At 52.8% G+C, this 20,092-nt stretch carries 21 protein-coding genes; 15 read left to right on the top strand and 6 right to left on the bottom strand.

The window, feature by feature from the left end:
* The first annotated feature begins 242 nt into the window (after positions 1-242).
* From RSX24_RS03095 to RSX24_RS03045, 11 genes are all read left to right on the top strand, one after another.
* Positions 243-530, top strand: a complete 288-nt coding sequence (locus tag RSX24_RS03095; RefSeq protein WP_236418340.1) for a Dabb family protein — start codon at positions 243-245, stop codon at positions 528-530.
* 174 nt (positions 531-704) lie between these two features.
* Positions 705-1,154: a DUF86 domain-containing protein gene (locus tag RSX24_RS03090; protein WP_236418330.1), complete on the top strand. Its 450-nt coding sequence runs from the start codon at positions 705-707 to the stop codon at positions 1,152-1,154.
* A gap of 24 nt (positions 1,155-1,178) precedes the next feature.
* The gene (locus tag RSX24_RS03085; protein ID WP_236418327.1) at positions 1,179-2,117 is read left to right on the top strand and encodes a DUF4261 domain-containing protein; all 939 of its coding nucleotides are present in this window, start codon (positions 1,179-1,181) and stop codon (positions 2,115-2,117) included.
* Between the two features lie 152 nt (positions 2,118-2,269).
* Positions 2,270-2,665, top strand: coding sequence for a YtxH domain-containing protein (locus tag RSX24_RS03080; protein ID WP_236418324.1), 396 nt, complete (start codon positions 2,270-2,272; stop codon positions 2,663-2,665).
* A 226-nt stretch (positions 2,666-2,891) separates the two neighbouring features.
* Positions 2,892-3,701 (top strand): glutamate racemase, encoded by an 810-nt coding sequence (racE, locus tag RSX24_RS03075; protein ID WP_290371471.1) that lies wholly within the window; start codon positions 2,892-2,894, stop codon positions 3,699-3,701.
* 282 nt (positions 3,702-3,983) lie between these two features.
* The gene (locus RSX24_RS03070; RefSeq protein WP_343259624.1) at positions 3,984-5,210 is read left to right on the top strand and encodes a M14 family zinc carboxypeptidase; all 1,227 of its coding nucleotides are present in this window, start codon (positions 3,984-3,986) and stop codon (positions 5,208-5,210) included.
* 154 nt (positions 5,211-5,364) lie between these two features.
* Positions 5,365-5,619, top strand: a complete 255-nt coding sequence (locus tag RSX24_RS03065) for a hypothetical protein (protein ID WP_343259623.1) — start codon at positions 5,365-5,367, stop codon at positions 5,617-5,619.
* Between the two features lie 145 nt (positions 5,620-5,764).
* A complete protein-coding gene (locus tag RSX24_RS03060) occupies positions 5,765-6,067 on the top strand; it encodes an iron-sulfur cluster assembly accessory protein (protein ID WP_236418301.1) in 303 nt (100 codons plus the stop codon).
* Between the two features lie 20 nt (positions 6,068-6,087).
* A complete protein-coding gene (locus tag RSX24_RS03055) occupies positions 6,088-6,309 on the top strand; it encodes a YuzB family protein (protein ID WP_236418299.1) in 222 nt (73 codons plus the stop codon).
* Positions 6,310-6,398: 89 nt separating this feature from the next.
* The gene (locus RSX24_RS03050; protein WP_236418297.1) at positions 6,399-6,680 is read left to right on the top strand and encodes a hypothetical protein; all 282 of its coding nucleotides are present in this window, start codon (positions 6,399-6,401) and stop codon (positions 6,678-6,680) included.
* 131 nt (positions 6,681-6,811) lie between these two features.
* Positions 6,812-7,642 carry an aldo/keto reductase gene (locus RSX24_RS03045; protein WP_236418288.1) on the top strand — a complete coding sequence of 277 codons (831 nt, stop codon included), beginning with the start codon at positions 6,812-6,814 and terminating at the stop codon, positions 7,640-7,642.
* Positions 7,643-7,738: 96 nt separating this feature from the next.
* On the opposite strand, the gene RSX24_RS03040 is transcribed toward RSX24_RS03045, so the two are convergent.
* From RSX24_RS03040 to RSX24_RS03025, 4 genes are all read right to left on the bottom strand, one after another.
* Entirely contained in the window at positions 7,739-8,470 is a 732-nt protein-coding gene (locus tag RSX24_RS03040; protein WP_236418286.1) for a DsbA family oxidoreductase, read from the bottom strand.
* Positions 8,471-8,622: 152 nt separating this feature from the next.
* A complete protein-coding gene (locus tag RSX24_RS03035) occupies positions 8,623-9,054 on the bottom strand; it encodes a cytidine deaminase (protein ID WP_438286753.1) in 432 nt (143 codons plus the stop codon).
* Positions 9,051-11,012, bottom strand: coding sequence for an LTA synthase family protein (locus RSX24_RS03030; RefSeq protein ID WP_438286769.1), 1,962 nt, complete (start codon positions 11,010-11,012; stop codon positions 9,051-9,053). The genes RSX24_RS03035 and RSX24_RS03030 overlap by 4 nt, the downstream gene beginning before the upstream one ends.
* A 340-nt stretch (positions 11,013-11,352) precedes the next feature.
* On the bottom strand, positions 11,353-12,501 hold the full coding sequence (locus RSX24_RS03025) for a THUMP domain-containing class I SAM-dependent RNA methyltransferase (protein ID WP_236418272.1): 1,149 nt from the start codon (positions 12,499-12,501) through the stop codon (positions 11,353-11,355).
* Positions 12,502-12,717: 216 nt separating this feature from the next.
* On the opposite strand from RSX24_RS03025, the gene RSX24_RS03020 reads away from it, so the two are divergent.
* Positions 12,718-13,350 (top strand): O-methyltransferase, encoded by a 633-nt coding sequence (locus RSX24_RS03020; RefSeq protein WP_236418268.1) that lies wholly within the window; start codon positions 12,718-12,720, stop codon positions 13,348-13,350.
* Between the two features lie 148 nt (positions 13,351-13,498).
* Here RSX24_RS03020 and RSX24_RS03015 read toward each other — a convergent pair whose 3' ends face one another.
* Complete coding sequence (locus tag RSX24_RS03015; RefSeq protein ID WP_236418267.1) at positions 13,499-14,710, bottom strand: asparaginase; 1,212 nt, start codon at positions 14,708-14,710, stop codon at positions 13,499-13,501.
* 447 nt (positions 14,711-15,157) lie between these two features.
* On the bottom strand, positions 15,158-16,396 hold the full coding sequence (locus tag RSX24_RS03010) for an MFS transporter (RefSeq protein WP_343259621.1): 1,239 nt from the start codon (positions 16,394-16,396) through the stop codon (positions 15,158-15,160).
* 169 nt (positions 16,397-16,565) lie between these two features.
* Here RSX24_RS03010 and hemE point away from each other — a divergent pair, with 169 nt between their 5' ends.
* The 3 genes from hemE to hemY are packed head-to-tail and all read left to right on the top strand — an operon-like array spanning position 16,566 to position 19,998.
* Positions 16,566-17,627 carry a uroporphyrinogen decarboxylase gene (gene hemE, locus RSX24_RS03005; protein ID WP_343259620.1) on the top strand — a complete coding sequence of 354 codons (1,062 nt, stop codon included), beginning with the start codon at positions 16,566-16,568 and terminating at the stop codon, positions 17,625-17,627.
* Complete coding sequence (gene hemH, locus RSX24_RS03000) at positions 17,624-18,574, top strand: ferrochelatase (RefSeq protein ID WP_236418248.1); 951 nt, start codon at positions 17,624-17,626, stop codon at positions 18,572-18,574. The genes hemE and hemH overlap by 4 nt, the downstream gene beginning before the upstream one ends.
* Positions 18,574-19,998: a protoporphyrinogen oxidase gene (gene hemY / locus RSX24_RS02995; RefSeq protein ID WP_343259619.1), complete on the top strand. Its 1,425-nt coding sequence runs from the start codon at positions 18,574-18,576 to the stop codon at positions 19,996-19,998. Before hemH ends, hemY begins: the two co-directional genes overlap by 1 nt.
* Positions 19,999-20,092: the final 94 nt, after the last annotated feature.

Raw genomic sequence — 20,092 nt, 5'->3', positions numbered from 1 at the left:
CCCGAGTCGGAACGAGCGAAGAACGTGAAGGACTCGGACGAGTCCAACTAAATCCCTGCCTGAAATGCTTCTCGTATTCTCTGGGAGAACGTTTCCAGTATCCTTTTACAATAGCAAACGTTATGGTATATTTTGAATACAGCAACGTTGCTCCGATCTTCCGCTTAAGAAGGAAGCACCCGTGGATCAACGATGGATTTACGCAAGGATATGGATTATACGCAGAAGAGGAGCCGTCTACGATGATTAAGCATATTGTTCTTTTTAAAATGAAGGAGCGTTCTCCGGAGAATATTGAAGCCGCTGCGCAAGTCCTTCGAAACCTGGAAGGCAAAATCGACGTCCTGATTTCCCTGGAGGTTGGCGTGGATGTTTTGCGGTCGGACAGGTCTTTTGACATTTCGCTTACAGCGGAATTCGCTTCTTTGGAAGACTTGCAGGCGTATCAGGTCCACCCATTACATCAGGAAGTCATCAAATACATGAACGAAGTAAGAGAACAATCGATTGCGGTGGATTACGAAATCTGATCTTTTTCATTCCATTTACAGAAGTAAAGGGGACTGGATATGAGCGATTTGAGAGACGTTATGGAATTTTTGTACATTTTTATCGTGTTTCTGATCGCTTGTCCAGTCATGCTATTCTGGCTGAAGCGCAGAGGCAAGCGGAACCGATAATCTAGGGAACAGAAGGTGAACGTGTTGTATTACGTAAACAGAGAGCAGATTGCCCATAGGTTGGCTGCAGTGCCGGAAATCGCCGAGGGGCTTCGTCATGCGGTACATTCGTGGGATGGCGGGCTTGTGCTCGGCTTGGTTCAGGAACGATGCCTGCATCTGGCCATCGAAATCGTGACCGATGTAGGAAGTTACCTTATAGACGGGTTTATTATGCGGGATGCAAGCAGTTATGACGACATCATCACGATCAATCACGAGGAAAAGGTGTTCGATACGGCGACATATGAGGTGTTAAGCCGTCTTGTTGCTCTACGAAAGCCGTTAGTACAAGAATACTTCAGCTGGAATCGGTCCGAGCTGCATCCGTTAAGCCGGGAGCTGCCGGACGTTCTCGAACGTTTTGCAGAACACGTCTCCGATTACGTGGACCGGGAACTCGGTCCATTTCAAAACGTGCAGGCAAAGGGTTAGCAGCACAAGGAAGAGGGAAGCAGCATGATGCATGAAAGCAACGAACATTTGCAAGAAAAAGAAAGCGCAAAAACGCCTTCGGGATTTCATCCCGTATATATGGTGGAGCTGCTGTTCAAAACCCCGCCGCATGTCGATCGCCGCCGACTGCATGATGCGATAAGCCGGTACACCGGTCAAGTTCGGTTAGCCGTGAAGCAGCGCCATGATCAGGGTGAAACCGCGGGGGATCAGGAACTCCCCGGAGAGAAAAATGCTGTGCAGCCGGATCCGGAGTACAAGGAAGAGTTGTTGGTCTTCTATCACTTGGACCATCTGGTTTCTTTTGAGGAAGGGGCCGTTCCTTCGCAAACCTGTGTTCTCGCCGTGCAGAAAATCGAGGATCGTTCCCGTTTTAAAGGAGCGATTCAGCAGGCTTGGCATTGGTCCGAAGCAGAGCGGGCTGTGTCGTCTGCCGAATATTCCATGCGGCTGCATGACATGTTTGCGGCGGCGATGCCGCGGAAACAGCGGCTGGAATTGTTTCAAAAAACGCTCCAGGCGATCCTTGAGGTCCTGCCGTGCGAGGCGATCTATTGGTACGGCAGCGACAAAGTGGTTGAACCAGCGGCTTATCGCCAGTCGCAGGAAAGGGAAGAGCATCTGTACGGCGCCATGAACGTGCGGATGTATCAGGCCGGCGGGGATGAGGAACAACGTGAACTTGTGATGGACACGGTGGGACTTTCCGCACTCGGCATACCCGATGTCCAATGTCATTTCACGGGAATTGATCCGGATACGGTTGCCCAAACGCTTCTCGGGGCAGCTTATTACATATTCGATCAAGGCGATGTGCTTCAAAATGGACAGCTGCTCGGCTCCTCCGGCGGCAGGCGTTGGCGGTGCGAGCGCCAGGCGGCATTGATTGCGCCGGGGCGCTATGTCATTGATCTTCAGCCTGGAGAGAAGGCCGAGGCATAGTTGCTTGTACTCCAACTTTTTTTTGTTCAGGGAGTGTCAGGACAAACCGGTGCTGCTTATAATGCATCAACGGAATAGGCATTCGCCCGGTTTAGCGAAACGAAAATGTTGGGTTAAATCGGTAACGACAATTCGAAAGGGAGAGATGCAACGTGAAGGATTCCAACAAAAGCCTGTTATGGGGAGCGTTAATTGGTTCGGTGGTTGGTTCGGTGACAGCTTTGCTGCTTGCTCCGAAATCCGGGCGCGAGCTTCGTCAGGACATTTCGGAAGGTGCGCGCCAAGTCACGGAGAAAGGCCAGGAATTGGTCAGCAAAGTGGGCGAACAGGGCACGAATCTCGTGTCCAAAGTCAAAGAAGCGGCTGATGTCGTGATCCATGATATCCAATCATGGCGGAGCGGCAGCAGCTCCAAGGAATTGCTGGTTTCGGCGATCCCTGCTAATCCAGCCTCAGAAGATCATCTGTCGACTGGAAAAGAGGTTGATGAGATTGGCAAGGATGCGGCCCTCCAGCTTCCCGAAGACGAGTCGAAAAACCAGAATTAAGCAAAAAGGCTTGGGTTTAAGCAGGCTTTCCCTCAGAGGAGAGCCTGCTTTGCTGTGCGGAAGGGAATAAACCCCAGTCGGGGGGTTGTATCCGGAATTTGAAGCCGACGATGAAATCGGGTAAGATGTAGGTACCTTTTTGCCCGAAAACTCATAAAGTAGGATGAAAGCTCAGGCAAACATGCATTTCAGAACAATTTTAATCGAAGAAGGAAGCGGTGTGTTCGTGCAACAAGCTATCGCTATATTAGACTCCGGTGTCGGAGGTTTGACGGTCGCAAAGGAAGTGATGCGTCAGCTTCCCAGGGAAAAGATCATTTATTTTGGAGATACTGCCCGGACACCGTACGGACCCCGTTCGTCCGAACAAGTGAAACAATTTACAGAACAAATTGTAGATTTTTTGATCCAATTCGATCCAAAGGTGATCGTTATTGCCTGCAATACGGCTACGGCGGCAGCTCTGGATTATATCCGGGCCAAGGTCCCGATTCCGGTCATCGGCGTCATTCATCCCGGAGCGCGGGCGGCCATTACGGCAACGCGCACAGGTAAGATTGGAGTCATTGGAACGATCGGCACGATCAGCAGCGGTGCGTATACGGCGGCCCTTAAAGAGCTTTCCCCTTATATCGAAGTGGTAAGCCAGGCCTGCCCGGATCTTGTGCCGCTGGTGGAGAAGGGGGAATTCCGCTCCGTCAAGACGACCGGCGTCGTGAAGCGGTCCATCGATCCGCTCAGGCATGAGCCTCTCGATTGTCTCATTCTCGGCTGCACCCACTACCCGTTTCTGATGGATACCATTCAGGAAGTCATCGGTCAGGACGTGAAGCTGATCAGTTCAGCGGATGAGACCGCAAGGGAAATAAGCACGATTTTGTACGATAAACGAAAACTGGCAAGCGGAGACGAGATTCCGGTACACCAATTTTTCTGCACGGGAGACCCGGGTATGTTTCAGAATATTGCCCGTCAATGGCTGGGAGAGCAGATCTCCAAAACGCCAGTAGTATGGCAGGTCACGCAATTATCATAACCATTTTGACGTTCTCGATCATTGCGACAAGGGGTGCGATTGATCCCGGGGCCATGAGGCTCCGGGATCTTTGTCGTGCGTTCATGCCGACCCGTCGATGACTGCATGGCGACCACATGTCGGACGACTTCATGCGCATATACATTATCAATGCTATGCAATAGCATGATGAACCATGCTGCATGCGATTCGTGATGTTTTGAGAGCCTGCAGCTAATCAGGAGAAGACGGGCAGGGGCGACGGTCAGACTTCAAGGGTTTCCTGCCGGGAAAGGGGAGCGCATGGAATCGAAATGGATCATCGTACAGCCGGGAGACACGATATCCCGCATCGCTGCCGTACATCGCATGACCAGGGAACACCTCGCAGCACTTAATCCGGAGGCCGCGGCCCAGCCCTACTTGTTGGCAGGACAGATGCTGCGCATCATTCCGGGCACGGGGCGTCGCTATGCGGTTCAGCCTGGAGAAACCGCAAGCGGAATCGCGAAGCGCTTCGGGATGACGGAGGCTGAATTGCGAAACGCAAATGCCAATATTGCAGAAATGGACGATTGGCACGGACACTGCATTCATATTCCGGATGCAACGGGCCAAACTATAATCAGAATCCAGGGTGAATATGGGTACCGTGACATGAACCGTGACATCCGGGAGCTTGAGAAACGTTATCCATTTATCCATACGGGCACGATCGGTACGAGTGTGATGGGCAAACCGCTGCATTATGTGCGGATCGGGGAAGGAGCCCGGCATTTTCATGTTAATGCCTCCATTCATGCAAACGAGTGGTTGACGACTCCGGTTTTGCTGCGGTTTATTGAGCAGTATGCGGCTGTCGTCGGCACGGGTTCTTCCTGGTATGGTTTCTACCCGAATCAATGGTTTAAGGAAACGACGCTTTGGATCGTGCCGATGGTGAATCCGGATGGGGTGGAGCTCGTTCAGGAAGGTGTTGTGAATGGACACCCTTATGCCGATGAATTGCTTGCATGGAATGCGGGCCGTGCCGATTTCAGGCATTGGAAAGCAAACATTAGAGGCGTGGATCTGAATGACCAGTTTCCGGCTTACTGGGAAGAAGAGGTGGCTAGGAGAGGGGTGGCTTCGCCTGGGCCGCGCGATTATGCGGGGAGAACGCCGTTGTCCGAACCGGAGGCTCTGGCCCTGGCGCAATGGACGGACCAGCATGATTTTTCGGCGGTTGTAGCCCTCCATAGTCAAGGCAAGGAGATTTACTGGAATTATCGCGATCTGGAGCCTGTGGAAAGTGTTTGGTTATCCCGCAGGTTGGCCAAAGCATCCGGATACAAAGCCGTGAGGCTTAGCGGAAGCGATGCAGGATACAAGGATTGGTTCATTCAAAAGTTCAGCAGGCCGGGCTTTACGGTTGAAATGGGATTAGGCGTGAACCCTCTCCCGGTGGAGCAGTTTGATGATCTTTGCATGGAGATCGGCATGCTGCTCGGAGAATTGCTTTCCGGCGAAGGGAAAAAGGGGACGCCGTAAAACGGGTGAAACCTTCAGGTTTCATTTCCGTAACGAAAAAAACGGATGCCGCACACCGCGATCCGTTTTTTTCAATTCAGCTTCCTGATCCATAGAGCATGGGTGGTGCAGGGTCTTGTGCTTTCGGGTAAGGAAGGGATAGGAGGTCATGTCGATGAAATGGAGAAGATTGTTGTCATTTAAGCGGTGGGGAGAGGTATTCACCAGATTGCCTCGTTTGTTGCGGGCCCCCGAGATTCCGCTCTGGGAAAAACTGTTGTTTGCCGTGCCGGCGTTGTTGTATTGGGTGCTTCCCGACGTGATGCCTTTTATGCCGATCGATGATATTGGCGTGACGCTTTTGCTGATGAACTGGTTTGTCAGTCGGGCCGAACGTAAATATCCGGCGCTGCCGCCTGTTTCAAAATAAAGAGTATTGCCGCAAATGGGGCATTATGGCACGATTTTGCATCAATGTTATTGCACAGCGGGTTAACTTTCTTTAAAATAGATGCTGGAGTTTCGAAAATGCTGCAATTGTTGGATCCAGCAATTACGATATAGGAGATGAACAGATGAATTGCAAAATTACGCGCAATGCTGCCAAAGTATTGAAGCTTGAATTGGACAAGCCTGAGAATGAAGGGAAAAAGCTGCGGGTTGTCATTACTCACGCCCATGGCGATCACGCCCATTACGGGCTCGATCTGGATACCCCGGGAGATCACGACGAAGTCGTGTCTACGGATAAAGAGATCGACGTAATTCTCGAGAAAGATCAGCCGATGCTGGATGGCGTTAAAATTGACTATCTGTATTTCCCGCAAGAGGGATTTGTCATTACGAACCCTTCCAAAGGCAATCACGGCGACCATTAAGGCGCAAAGAAGGGGAAATCATGGCTAACGATATCCGCGTCTGCGAGAAATGCAGGCATATTAAATTGAAATCGATCGTACCTAAACTGGAGAAAATGGCTCCAGGCACCGAAATCAAGGTGGGGTGTAAATCGTATTGCGGACCTTGCGCCAAACGTGCATTTGTTTTCGTCAATGGCCGTTACATTAGCGCTCCTACGGAAGAAGAAGTGCTGGAGAAGGTTGCAAAATTCGTGAAATAATGGTTTTGGGCGCGAAAGGGCATAAGGCGGATAAACCTAATCCATCCTAAAGGGGTAACAGGAACATGATTCCCAAGGAGGGTGTATTCATGCCGAAGCGTTACGATTCCAGCTTGCAAGCCAATACGACCGTATCTCAGGCGCAAAATGCGGTCAACAAACTGCATTTCGCCGTTTCCCAGGCGATGTCCCATCCGACCGAGCAAACCATCGAACAGGCCGAACGGCGCTTGGCTCATACCGAGCAGGCGATGCGTCAAGCCGAACGTTCTTTGGGAGGTCAGGGCGTCGAGCTTGCCGAAGAGATGTTGGCCGTGGAGAAGAGACGATTCAGCTCCATCCGCAGCCAGAGCGGCCAAGGGAATTCATAATTCGTTCCTGTCACACCGGAACCCGCAGGGCAGAATGCTTCCTGCGGGTTTTTTGCGCCCGGTGACCGCTTCATTTTTCGCGAGGAGGTTAATAGACCAAGAGCAGGTTAATTCCAATCGGGAGGTATAGGATGACAAAACATATTACGGATTGCACCATACTGAACAATGGAGTCACGATGCCTTGGCTGGGCCTGGGGACTTATCGGGCCAAAGGAAAAGAAGTGCAGGAAGCGGTGGAGACAGCGCTGGAAGTGGGTTATCGCAGCGTGGATACTGCATCCGTGTACGGCAATGAGGAAGAAGTGGGACAGGCGCTTGCGGGCAGCGGGATTGCCCGGAGCGAGTTGTTTGTCACAACCAAGCTGTGGAATGAGGATCAGGGCTATGACCAAACGCTTCGTGCGTTTGAGGCGAGCCAAAAGGCGCTGGGTCTGGACGTCATCGATCTGTATTTGATCCATTGGCCCGGCAGGGACCGGTATAAGGATACGTGGAGAGCCTTCGAGCGTCTATATCATGAGAAAAGTGTACGAGCTATCGGCGTAAGCAATTTTCAGATTCATCATTTGCAAGACTTAATGGACGAAAGTGGAATAGTGCCTGCGGTAAATCAGGTCGAGCTGCATCCTGGTCTGGTCCAACAGGAATTGCAGGATTTTTGCGGGGAGCACGGCATCCAGTTGGTTGCATGGAGTCCCATCATGCGCAACAAGCTGGACAAGGAGTCGACCCTGAAGGCGTTAGCCCAGAAGTACGGGAAGAGCACGGCGCAAATCATTTTGCGCTGGGACATCCAGAATCAGATCGTGACGATTCCAAAGTCGGTTACGCCGGAGCGCATTCGCGAGAATGCCGACATCTTTGACTTTGAGTTAACGCCGGACGAACTGAGTTTGATCGATGCACTCGATGCCGACAAGCGAACGGGCCCGCATCCGGACCAGTTGTTTTGGGATTAGATTGACATGGACGGCATTTCGGGGAAACGTAGTTTCATCGATAAAAAAGCAGCAGGCCTTGGAGTATGCCAAGTCCTGCTGCTTTTTCGTCGACGTTCAGTTCGAAGGTTTTTGGGGCAGCTCGCAGCCTTCATCCGTGCAGAGACCTGCATCGGCAGTGTTGTCTCCGGCAGACTCCACCATAGTGAAAGGAGTACGCTCATCCCAGGCTTTTTGCAACGCGTTTCGGAATACGTCTTCCGGTTGTGCGCCGGAGACGGCGAATTTCCGGTCGATGACAAAGAAAGGAACGCCGCGAACCCCCAGCTGCGCAGCTTCGGCTTGATCCGCCCGCACATGGTCCGCGTATTGATTGCTCGCCAGCACGGCAGCGGCTTCCTGGCCGTCCAATCCCACTTCTTCAGCGAGTTGGATCAGCGTGTGATGATCTCCTGTATCTTTGCCTTCGATAAATACGGCTTGGAACAGCCGCTCGCTGAGTTCCAGCATTTTGCCTTGGGTGCCGGCCCATTGAGATAAGCGGTGAGCGGCGAAGGAATTGGTCGGAACCATCGAGTCGATGTCGTATTCCAGCCCCGCGGCTCTGGCATTGGCATTCATTTGGGCATTCATGGCCTGGGCTTGCTCGGCGCTGATGTTATACTTTTCCGTCAAATAGTCAGTGTTGGATTTGCCGCTGTTCAATTCGGCGTTCGGGTCGAGCTCGAAGCTTTTGAATTCAACGGTAACGTCGCCACGATGCGGAAATTGTTCCAGGACTTGCTCCAGACGGCGCTTGCCGATATAACAGAAAGGGCACATATAGTCAGACCATATTTCAATATTCATGTTGGACCTCCAATGTAGTTGAAACTATTTTGGTTACAATTATAAAACAGCCGATCCGTATTCGCAAGTTTCCTTGCGGACGTTTGAATCAAAAAATGCCGAAACACGCAGCGAGGTGCGGCTTCGGCACATTACATTCACCGAGGGATGCTTTATTGGTCGCGAAAGGCTTTGAACCAATGAAAGGGCTGAATCTCATCCAGCCTTTTGTAAATTAACCGACCCTCCGGATCGTAGATGGCGGCTTTGACGTCTTCTCCCCAAAAAAACAACCGTTCCTGGCAAACGCCGCAAGGCGTCAATACTTTGAATTCGGATTGCTCGTCATCGCGGGCCACGCAGATGGAATGGGTGACGCGTTCGTTGAGCTTGTGAGCTTCCAGAAAGGCTCCGGTCTCCATGCACAATTCGGTCGCGGCATTGATCACTTCGGGAGCAACGCTGATCAGGACCGAACCTTGTTCGGTGTAGACGGCTGCCGCACCTCCCCAACCCTGGGGATATCGGTGTTTTACAAAGGCGGTTGCCTCATCGTACAGCTTTTGTTCAATGGAATGATGTTCAATATTTGTTTTCATCGTCATTTGGGTTCTCCTTTTTCCTGCCGCAAGCGCGGAATGAGGTCATAGGTAATGACCGTATCCGACACCTGCAATCGTTTCTGCGCTTCTTCATGTCCAGGGCGGCATGCATTGATGCCTGTTGGTGCGCTTGTGCTTATATCGTAACATGAACCGTTCTCGAACAGATAGTCGTCCGAGGGGATATAAAACAACGAGCCGTCCGTAAATGCGCCGCTGCGCAGCACGACCGTCCGCGGCGACCCGGAGTACAGGTCGTTCCCCATGTGGTAATATGCTTGATCGGGGATGCCGAGCAGGTGCAGCACCGAAGGCGTAATGTCGAGCTGTCCTGCGGGAGCGTCGATGGTGCCTGCGCCTGCGCCGTCCGGAAGATGCACGAGCAGCGGCACCTCGTTCATGATCTGTTCCATGTCCAATGCATTCAACGAGCGGCCCAAAAATTTCTCGTAATCATCCTGTTCAGTGATTGAATTGTCATGATCCCCGTAAAACATAAATATCGTATTGTCCCACCAACCGCGGCTTTTAAGATCCTCTACCATGCTGCCGAGTGCGGCGTCGACATAATGGACCGATTGCAAATAATTCCCGAGCATCGTGCCCTCGAATTCGCCGACATCCAGTTGGCGTTTATTCTGCGGAAGGGAGTAAGGGTGATGGCTGCTAAGCGTGATCAGGAACGAATAGAACGGGGCGACGGCCTCGCCGCTCATTTTGTCGACGGATTGACGGAAAAAGGACATGTCGGACAAGGACCAGCCGAGCGGGTCATCCTCCACAAAGTCGTTTTTGCTGTAAAATCGGTCATACTTCATATTTCGATACATCGTATACCTGTTCCAGAAGCCGCTCTCATAGGCGTGAAACGCGTTGGTGCTGTACCCTGAATCTTTCAGGATGGAGGGCAGCGAATCATACGTATGGTCGGCGTAGCGAACGAAGACCGAGCCGGACGGCAGCGGATGCAGCGAAATGTTGGCGCCGAAGTCGGCATCCGACGTTCTTCCTTGGCCGGTCTGGTGGTAAAAATGGCTATAGTACTGGCTTTCTTTCATCAGCTCGTTAAAATGGGGCGTAATCTCCTGGCCGTTGATGCTGCGTCCGATCATGAAGTTCATGAAGGCCTCGCCCTGCACGATGATGACGTTGCTGTTTTTGTATTTGCCAAACCACTCGTCCTGCGGCGAACCGGCTTCTTGCCGAGCCGAGAAATAGGAACGAACCTGCTGCAGTTCGCTCTCGCTGGCTTCCGTTCCTGAACCGATGTGGTCCCGGGCGAAGCTGTACAGATCGTAACCGTGAAAAGCGATCAGACCGGTCACATTGTACATCGATACGTTCCACCAATTATTGTCGAACAAGCCTTTTGCCCAAGTCTGGCTGTAATAATAAATTGGCCCAACAGCCAGGCCTAGCCCAAGCACAAGGGCGATGCAGCCCGACGCGAATCTGCGAATGCGCGTTTGCCTGCGAGTCCCTTTCGTTCGAACTGAAGAGCTCTCGAAGGCGTGCAGGCTGTAATGCCGTGGAGAGCGACGACCAAAGAGAACGATGATGCCATATGGGATGACGAGCAGCCAGTCGGCAAAAAACAAGATGTCGCTAACATGAAGCAGCGTGGCGATGCTGTCTCCCAGCGCATTGACTTGTCCGGCTTGCATAAGCACAGGAATGGTCAAAAAGTCTTGGAAATACCGATAGTAGACCATATCCGCATAAATCAGCGCCGTGAGGAACAGGTGCAGCAGGACAAGTCCTGCCATTCTGCCTTTGGGCGGAAGCCACCAGGTCCAGAAGGAGACAAGCAGCAGGGAACCCACGGCGATCACTTTGTCAAAAAAGTCCATCGTAATGTTGTATGCATGCAGATTGTGATGCAGCCAGATCAGTTTGAATAGGATGAGTGCCAGAAACACAAGGTAAATCGTCAGCGGATGGTTCAGCAGTTTGCGCAGCATGCCGCTCGGTGTTGACCGGGTAAGGACCACGATGATGTTCCTCCTGTAAATTCATTTGTTAACGCAGTGTAAAACGGGACTCCATTCATTATAGCGCGGCCTCACTCCATTTCAACCGGGCGGAAATAGACGGAAGGTTATCTCTCCCATTCATAGGATGGGTAACGCTGTGTCTGGATATGTGGAGGAGCTCTCAAGGGGAGCAAGGTATGAGAAGATCGCGATCATCGGTGCCGCAGCGAAACGAAAAAAGCCCTTGCCTGAAGAAGGCAAGGGCCGGCTAAGAGGGACCTGCACCGATTGCGGTTGATCGCAGTGCCAACCGAACCATGCTCTCGTTTTATTCGGGTTTAGGTCCGCGCGGCGGCAATGGGCCGAGATATTGGTAAAATTGGGTCTCAATGCGTCCGTTGAACAGCTTGCGCCGTTTGTCCGCTTTCCGGCCGAAATAATGCTCGAACGATTTGGTGGACGTGATCGCAAAAAAGGACCATGTCGGCATTTCCAGGGCGGAGCGTCCGAGAGAACGAATGAGCTTCTCGACTTCCTTGTCGTCGCCAAGACGTTCGCCATAAGGAGGATTGGTCATTAACACGCCATATTCTCCCTGTGGTCTTGCGCGATGCGCAGGCATCACGCTGAGCTGAATGTCTTTGGCGAAGCCGGCGCTCTTGACGGCTGCTTTGGCGACTTCGATGGCTTCCGGATCGATATCGCTGCCGGCAATTTGCAGCGGCACGTCGTCTTGAACGGCATCGAAGGCTTCCTCGCGGGCCTGTTCCCACAGTTCTGGCGGAACGACGCCCCAATGTTCCGCATTGAAGGAACGGCGCAGTCCCGGCGCAATATTCCAGCCGATCATGGCCGCTTCGATGAGCATCGTGCCCGAACCGCAGCACGGATCATAGAACGGGCGATTCACGTTCCAACGGCTGAGCTGGATTAGCGCGGCCGCGAGCGTTTCCTTGAGCGGTGCTTCCGTTACCAGTTTGCGATACCCGCGTTTATGGAGCCCTGCACCTGTCGTGTCCAGCGTAAGCAGGGCGCGATCGTTGAGAAGAGATACCTCGATCACGTATCTCGCGCCATTTTCGGGAAACCACTCCGTGCGATGCGTCAGCTTCAGTTTTTCGACGATCGCTTTTTTGACGATCCCTTGGGCCGCGGGCACGCTGCTCAGTTGGGATTTATGGGAACGCCCTTCGACAGGGAATTCGCCGTTTGCCGGAATCCATTCTTCCCAAGGGAGCGCCTTGGTCCCTTCGAACAATTCGTCGAATGTGGTCGCATCGAATTCGCCCATTTTGACGAGCACCCGATCCGAGCTTCTCAGCCACAGATTGCAGCGGCAAATGTCGATGTAATCCCCTGTAAACGTGACCCGCCCGTTCTCTGTCTTGACATCCTCGTATCCTAGTTCTTTCAGTTCCCTGGCGACGACCGCCTCAAGCCCCATCGCCGAGGTGGCGATCAATTGCAATTGAGCCATTGCTAAATATTCAACTCCATTTCAGGCTGGAAGGAAATATGCCTTTCCGATGCCGTATAGTAGACGGTGCGGCCTTGCCGCTTGCCGTGAAAAAACTTACAATGAGTAATGCGGTATGTATTCAAGCTTAACCGCCTGTATCAATAACAAACATTCATTATAGAACATTGGCATGCAGATGGAAAGCGGTCCAAGTGTCCGAGGGAGGATATTGCGGTGAATTTGACACCTGACGAATATGTGAATCAATTATATCAAGAGGATGAGCTCTTGTTGAAAGTGAAGGAGGCCATTCGGGCGAGCGGGATGCCTGAAGTGTCCATTGCCCCGGCGTACGGCCGTTTGCTCACTTTCCTGGCGAAAACATCCGGCGCTTCGGCCATTCTCGAAATCGGGGCTCTGGGAGGGTATAGCGGCATCTGCCTGGCCCGCGGCTTGGGGGAAGGCGGCAAGCTGACCTCGCTCGAATTGAAAGAAGCTTACGCAGCGATGGCGAAAGGCCATCTGGAAGAAGGCGGTTTCGGAGATAAAGTGGAGTATCGCATCGGTCCTGCCGCAGACAGCTTGCAGCGGCTCGAAGAGGAAGGGCGCACGTTCGATTTCGTTTTCATCGATGCGGACAAGGAAAACTATCCGGTTTATCTCGATTACGCAATCCGGTTGGCCCGTCCGGGAACGGTCATCGTAGGCGACAATTGCTTCCTGCGAGGCCGTACGTTGAATCCGGACAAGCAAGGCCCGGCCGTGCTTGCCGTGCGCCGTTTCAACGAACAGATGGCCAGCGACCCGCGCCTCGTGACCACGATGCTGCCGGATTACGATGGTTTGGCCCTGGCCTGGGTGAAGTGAAAAAATAGGTACATCGTTAAGAAAGACCACGCCTGTTCTTCCTGAGGGCGTGGTCTTTCTGCGGGTTTAAACGTTTTTTTTAATGTATGATGGCTGCTGCATGTTCATTAAGATCGTCTATGGGTTGGCCGGAATCGGCGTATCCTTATTATACTTCAGGCGTTCCGTAGGTTTCGAACCATTTCTTGATCGTATCGAAATCGCTGCTGAACGAGAGGGAGAGCATCAGCAAGATCCGAGCCTGCTGCGGGCTAAGGTTGTCTCCGGCGATGATGCCGTCGCTGCCCCCGTATACGCTTCCCGAGCCTGTACGGGTTGTCGTCACGAAAACGACGCCTTCTTCGATCGCTTTGGTGCGTGCTTGACCCATCGCTTTTGAAATGCCGCCTGCGCCGGTGCCTGACGTTACGATGCCCTTGGCTCCGCCTTTAACGAAGCCTTCGATGGCTTCTCCTCCGGCTTCCTGGTAAGAGATCGCGATCTCGACCTTGGCGAGGTCGGATTTTTTGATTTTGCTCAGATCGAAGACCGGTTTGGCTGCCCCGGAAGGCTGCATGGCCCGCGAAGGTGCGCGGTAGATGCGAATGTTGTCTTCATCGATGTAACCGACGGCCCCAAGCATCGGGGTTTCAAAGGTGTCTGTGCGATAGTCGTTCGTTTTGGTTACGCCGCGTGCCAGTTGAATGGTGTCATTCAACATGAGCACGGTGCCGAAGGAAGTGGTGCGACCGCTCGCGGACAATTTGATGGCATTGTACAAGTTGGCCTGCGCATCGGAACCAATCACCGTCCATGGCCGCATCGATCCGGTGATCACTACCGGTTTGTCGCTTTGGACCGTCAAATCGAGGAAATAGGCGATTTCCTCCATGGTATCCGTTCCTGTCGTGACGACAACGCCGTCATATTGTTTGAGCGCTTCGTCTACGGATTGCGAGAGATCATAGAGATCGGCCATGGTATAGGAGCCTGAACCGGAATTGCCGAACTGGAGCGTATTGACATCCGCGATCTTCTGTTTATCGGGCAGTGAATCCACCATATCGGCTATGGCCAGCGTACCGGCTTTGTAGTTTTGAAAGCTGGTTTCGTCCTTAGACTGGCCGGCGATGGTTCCCCCTGTACCGATGACGAGAACGTTAGGCAGCTGGGATTGTTTGGCGGCATCAGTGACAGGAGGAATGGTTGTGTTGCGCGCCGGCGTGGACGATGTCGTCTGCACGGGAGCCGTCGTACCGCTCGTTTCGACGATGGCGGCAGAGGCTGCGTAAGTTCCGATTGGGGATAAGGAGATGGTCAGTGCTGTCAAAGCGGCTGTGCTCCATACAGCCCAAGGGCGAAGATTTGAACGTTTTGTCATAGTAACACGCTCCTTCAGGTCAATGGTGTGTGAGGTATTATGTAATGATTGTAGGGTTATTGTATTATGTGTTAGAAAATATGACAAACGAAAGATTGCATAAGGAAAGCGGTTAAATTGAAAGATTGAAAGAGTATATTGCATATTTATTTGAAATTTTGAGGGAAAATACGACGTTGGAATGATTGGGTTTTCATCTTGTACATGTCATATAATATTCCATAATAGGCTTGAGGTTGTGCTGTCATGATCGGTATAGGCGAGAAATGAAATCGTCTATCGATAAACTCAGAGAGGTTGGGCCGATTATTGGTCATCGTAGCTTCGTATATAACGGGCGGATGCAGGACATTCCTTTGAAAAAAAAGAGCTCCCCTCCAAGTCTTCCTGTAAAGGAAGCTCGGAGAGAAGCTGCATGTGGGATTCGTGGTCCGGGGAAGCTGCATGTCAAGGATCACGCAGGGACGCTGGTTTGCCGTACAGCTTGAATCGGACCCAGATCATATTCAGCAACAATAGGGCGCCCGACAAAATGAAAAGTCCTTCGATTCCGATAAAGCCGGCCAGGAAACCGCCGAACACGGCGCCGAGCATGTTGCCCAGTGCAAGCGTGCTCGTATTGAAGCTGAACGCACGGCTGATCATGCCTTCCGGCGAATAGGAACGGATCAGCGCATTGACGCTTGGCAGCAGGCCGCCCATGAACACACCCATGACGAAGCGTACAAGGATGAGCTGCCATACCGTCTGTACAAAGGCCTGCGGAATCAACATGAGGCCCGTGCCGATGAGTGAAAAGGTCAACACCTTGTGGGCCCCGATCTTGTCGCTGAGCTTGCCGAGCACGGGCGACATCGCCATGTTGGACATCCCGGTCACGGCACCGACCAACCCTGCCCAGAACGCTACGTTGACGTCGGACGCGTGAAGCTTCTGCACGTACAGCGGCAGCAGAGACATCGGGCTGATCATGGCGAACTGAAGCAGGAACGTTACGGCGAACAATGCAGGGAGCTGCGGAAACTTGTTCAGCTCTTTCAAACCGGACAGGACCGATTGCTCTGGCAGCTTGGCCGCTTTTTCGCGGTCGAATGTCTCCCTAACGAAAAACAGGGCCAGCATCGAGGCCGTAAAGATCAGTCCGCCCGTAATGTAGAAGATCGGACGGAAGCCGACTTGGTCCGCCAGCAAACCGCCGATCAGCGGGCCGAGAATCGTGCCGGCGACCTGGCCGGACTGGCTGATCCCCATGGCGAAGCCCATGCGGTCTTTTGGTGTCGTGCTTGAGATCAGCGATACGGCGGCCGGATTGAAGCCCGAAATCGTGCCGTTCAACAGGCGCAATAGCAGCAGCTGCCACGGGCTTTGCGCGAGTCCCATCAAGCCGATGACGATCGCCATGCCGAAGCCCGAACGCAGCAGCATGATTTTGCGGCCGTATTTGTCCGACAGCTTGCCCCACAGGGGCTGGAACAAAAAGGAGGTCAGGAAATTGGCCGCAAAGATGATCCCCGCCCAGATGCCGATTTCATGCTCGCCTACCACGCCGAGGTCTTGTGCCAAATAAAGGGACAAAAACGGGGTGATCATGGTCATACCGGAGTTGGCCAGAAATTGCCCGAACCAAAGCACGATGAGGTTTACTTTCCAGGTTTTCAAAGTGCTTTTCACTCCTTTCTGGATCATTTCTGAAACACCTAAAAAAACACGATTCTTTTATTATACCATAATTGGCATATGGGCATCGGGATGTAAGGAATGTCATAGTATTGTCATCCAGACGTGGTTGTTACTGGTCTTCAAAAAGGGCATAATGGTAGTTATGAGTCCAAAACGAGTTGGAGGCATCTTAACAATGAGCTATAATGACCGTCTGATTCGGGCGAGCTTCGGACAGCAGGTGGACCGTGTTCCGGTGTGGTACATGCGTCAGGCTGGGCGTTACGATCCCGATTACCGCAAGATCAAAGAGAAATATTCATTGCTTGAAATTTGCCGCCAGCCCGAGCTGGCTGCTGAAGTGACCCTAATGCCGGTACGCAAACTCGGCGTGGATGCGGCTATTTTGTATTCCGATATTATGAATCCGGTTGCGTCAATCGGCATTGATTTCGATATTGTCAAAAACATCGGTCCCGTCATCGATAATCCCATCCGCAGCGCTGCGGACGTGGATCGGCTTCGTCCCATCGACGTGGAGGGGGATTTGTCCCATATATTAGAGACGATCCGGATTCTGGACAAAGAGCTGGACGTTCCTTTGATTACGTTTGCGGGTGCGCCGTTTACGATCGCCAGCTATCTGATCGAAGGCAGGCCGTCCAAAGGATATATTCGCACCAAAACGTTGATGTACAGCGAGCCTGAAGTATGGCATCGGCTGATGCAGAAGCTGGGCGACATGGTCATTACATATGTACGAGCCCATATCGGCAGCGGCGGCAAAGCGTTCCAGTTGTTTGACAGCTGGGTAGGCGCGCTTTCACCGATTGACTTCAAGACCTATGTCCTGCCAACCATTACCCGTATCTTTGCCGAATTGTCGGATTTGAATGTACCCAAAATTTATTTCCCTGGCGTTGCTTCGGGAGAATTGCTGCCCGCGCTGCTTGAACTGCAGGCGAACGTCATTGGATTGGATTGGCGGGTATCCATCTCCGAAGGACGCAAGAGACTGGGGGGCAAGTTTGCCGTGCAAGGCAACCTTGACCCGTACGTGCTGACCGCGCCGATGGATGTCATCAAGCAGCAGGCCAAAGCAATCATCGACGAAGGCGTTAAGGAGCCGGGCTATATTTTCAATCTGGGTCATGGATTGTTCCCGGAAGCCTCGCTTGATAAATTGAAAGAATTGACGGCGTATATTCACGAATATTCTGCTGAAGCATTGAGAATGGGAGTGAAAGTTACCAAATGACTAATACAGTAGGCGTACTGGTGATGTCTTATGGCACACCGGAGAGCATGGAAGGCATCGAAGCGTACTACACGCATATTCGCCGGGGGCGTCCTCCCGAGCCGGAGCAATTGAAAGAATTGACGGATCGGTATGAGGCCATTGTCGGCGGTGTGTTCCCGCTCAGGGAAAACACGGACAACCAAGTGAAAGCCCTGCAGGAAACATTGAACCGGGATGAGCGCACAACAGAGGTGGAATTCCGTTGTTATCAGGGATTGAAGCATGCCCGCCCGTTCATCGAGGACGGCGTTGAACAGATGGCCAAGGACGGCATCCGGACGGCGGTTGGCATCGTGCTTGCTCCACACTATTCCACGATGAGTGTGGGCAGCTACATTAAGCGTGCCCGCGAGAAGGCGGAGGAGCTCGGCATTCAGATGTCTTTCGTCGAAAGTTATCATCTGCATCCGAAGTTGATTCAGGCTTTTGCGAGCCGTGTCAATGCCAAGCTGGATGCGTTTGAGGAAGCTGGCGCAAAACGCGGGGAGGTTCGGGTCCTGTTCAGCGCACACAGTCTGCCCGAACGGATCGTCGGCATGGGCGATCCTTATCCGCAGCAGCTGCTGGAGACATCGGAAGCGATCGCTTCCCGCACGGGGATCAGCAATTGGCAGTTCACATGGCAGAGTGCGGGAAGAACCGCAGAGCCGTGGTTGGGACCGGACATTCTGGACACGCTTCAGAATCTGGCGCGCGAGCAGGTGGAGGACGTCCTGGTGGCACCCGTCGGATTCGTGTCCGATCATTTGGAAGTGCTCTATGATCTGGATATTGAAGCCAAAACGATCGCCAAGGAAATCGACATACGTTTGATGCGCATTGATTCGCTGAACAGTGATCCTCTGTACATGGAAACGCTCAGCGATGTAATTATAGGCCGATGGCAGCAAGGAACAGATGCGTAATGGTTGATAAGAAACGGCGTGTCGTAGTCATCGGCGGCGGGTTGACCGGCCTCAGCGCGGCATTTTACATCCGGAAACATTACCGGGAAGCAGGGGTAGAGGCCCAAATTACGCTTGTGGAAAAAAGCTCGTCCATGGGCGGTATGATTCAGACGCTTCATCGTGACGGTTTCGTGATCGAGAAAGGCCCGGATTCCTTCTTGGCCCGCAAAACGGCTATGGTCGATCTGGCCAAGGAACTGGAAATCGACCATGAACTGGTCAGCCAAAATCCGGAATCCAAAAAAACCTACATTATGCAGCGCGGCAAGCTGCATCCGATGCCTGCGGGACTGGTGCTTGGCATACCTACGGAACTGGCGCCGTTTCTGCGAAGCGGGTTGGTGTCTCCACAAGGCAAGCTGCGCGCATTGATGGATTTCTTCATCCCGCCGCGTCGATCGTCAGAGGATGAGTCGCTCGGGTACATGATCGAGCGCAGGCTTGGGCCGGAGGTGCTGGAGAACCTGACCGAACCGCTCTTGGCCGGCATTTATGCCGGGGATATGCGCAAGCTGAGCCTTCAGGCCACCTTTCCGCAATTCGGCGCGGTGGAGCGGGATTACGGCAGCCTGATTCGCGGCATGATGACCGGACGCAAGCCGGCAGAGACCCATACGGGAACGAAAAGAAGTGCGTTTCTTACGTTTCGTCAGGGGCTGCAAAGCCTTGTTCACGCGCTTGTTCATGATCTGCATGACGTGAAGCAGCTGCTGAACACCGGAGTGCAATCTTTTGAGAAGCACGACGAGGGAGAGGCAAGATACCGGGTCCATCTGGATAACGGGGAGTCGCTGGCTGCCGAAGATATCATTGTCACCGTGCCGGCTTTTGCGGCAGCGCCGCTGTTGAAACCGCATGTGGATACCTCCGCGCTCGATGCCATCAATTATGTGTCCGTGGCCAATGTGGTGCTCGCATTCCAGAAAAAGGACGTGGAGCACGTCTTCGACGGCTCGGGATTTCTCGTGCCGCGCAAGGAAGGGCGCAACATCACGGCATGCACGTGGACTTCGACGAAGTGGCTGCATACAAGTCCGGATGACAAAGTGCTGCTTCGCTGCTATGTCGGCCGTTCCGGGGACGAACAGAACGTGGAGCTTCCGGATGACGTGCTGACTGACCTCGTGCTCAAGGATTTACATGAGACGATGGGGGTTGATGCCGTTCCGCTCTTCACAGAAATTACGCGGCTTCGCAAATCGATGCCGCAGTATCCGGTCGGGCATCTGCAGCATATTACGGCGCTTCGGCAGGAACTCGGCGACAAATTGCCGGGCGTTTATGTTGCCGGGGCTGCGTATGAAGGCGTTGGTTTGCCGGATTGCATCAAACAGGCGAAGGAAATGTCCATGCAGGCTGCAGCCGCGCTTGCGGCGTTGTAACATTCATCATGGGGCTGTCTCGAACGTTGAAATGGATACGTGGAGACGGCCTCTTTTTTTTCAGGCGGTCTGTCTACTTAGAGAGTGCATCGAT

Source organism: Paenibacillus hubeiensis (assembly GCF_032334105.1).
In the GTDB taxonomy this organism is placed as follows: Bacteria; Bacillota; Bacilli; order Paenibacillales; family Paenibacillaceae; genus Paenibacillus; species Paenibacillus hubeiensis.
This window is presented reverse-complemented; position numbering and strand designations above follow the sequence as displayed.

Bases quoted from the DNA above. Each gene is read 5' to 3' on its own strand.
- RSX24_RS03065 (WP_343259623.1), top strand. From the start codon at position 5,365: ATGAAATGGAGAAGATTGTTGTCATTTAAGCGGTGGGGAGAGGTATTC.
- RSX24_RS03070 (WP_343259624.1), top strand. From the start codon at position 3,984: ATGGAATCGAAATGGATCATCGTACAGCCGGGAGACACGATATCCCGC.
- hemY (WP_343259619.1), top strand. From the start codon at position 18,574: ATGGTTGATAAGAAACGGCGTGTCGTAGTCATCGGCGGCGGGTTGACC.
- RSX24_RS03010 (WP_343259621.1), bottom strand. From the start codon at position 16,396: ATGATCCAGAAAGGAGTGAAAAGCACTTTGAAAACCTGGAAAGTAAAC.
- RSX24_RS03095 (WP_236418340.1), top strand. From the start codon at position 243: ATGATTAAGCATATTGTTCTTTTTAAAATGAAGGAGCGTTCTCCGGAG.
- hemE (WP_343259620.1), top strand. From the start codon at position 16,566: ATGAGCTATAATGACCGTCTGATTCGGGCGAGCTTCGGACAGCAGGTG.
- RSX24_RS03035 (WP_438286753.1), bottom strand. From the start codon at position 9,054: ATGACGATGAAAACAAATATTGAACATCATTCCATTGAACAAAAGCTG.
- RSX24_RS03015 (WP_236418267.1), bottom strand. From the start codon at position 14,710: ATGACAAAACGTTCAAATCTTCGCCCTTGGGCTGTATGGAGCACAGCC.
- hemH (WP_236418248.1), top strand. From the start codon at position 17,624: ATGACTAATACAGTAGGCGTACTGGTGATGTCTTATGGCACACCGGAG.
- RSX24_RS03050 (WP_236418297.1), top strand. From the start codon at position 6,399: ATGCCGAAGCGTTACGATTCCAGCTTGCAAGCCAATACGACCGTATCT.
- RSX24_RS03040 (WP_236418286.1), bottom strand. From the start codon at position 8,470: ATGAATATTGAAATATGGTCTGACTATATGTGCCCTTTCTGTTATATC.
- RSX24_RS03025 (WP_236418272.1), bottom strand. From the start codon at position 12,501: ATGGCTCAATTGCAATTGATCGCCACCTCGGCGATGGGGCTTGAGGCG.
- RSX24_RS03060 (WP_236418301.1), top strand. From the start codon at position 5,765: ATGAATTGCAAAATTACGCGCAATGCTGCCAAAGTATTGAAGCTTGAA.
- RSX24_RS03085 (WP_236418327.1), top strand. From the start codon at position 1,179: ATGATGCATGAAAGCAACGAACATTTGCAAGAAAAAGAAAGCGCAAAA.
- RSX24_RS03045 (WP_236418288.1), top strand. From the start codon at position 6,812: ATGACAAAACATATTACGGATTGCACCATACTGAACAATGGAGTCACG.
- RSX24_RS03055 (WP_236418299.1), top strand. From the start codon at position 6,088: ATGGCTAACGATATCCGCGTCTGCGAGAAATGCAGGCATATTAAATTG.
- RSX24_RS03030 (WP_438286769.1), bottom strand. From the start codon at position 11,012: ATGCTGCGCAAACTGCTGAACCATCCGCTGACGATTTACCTTGTGTTT.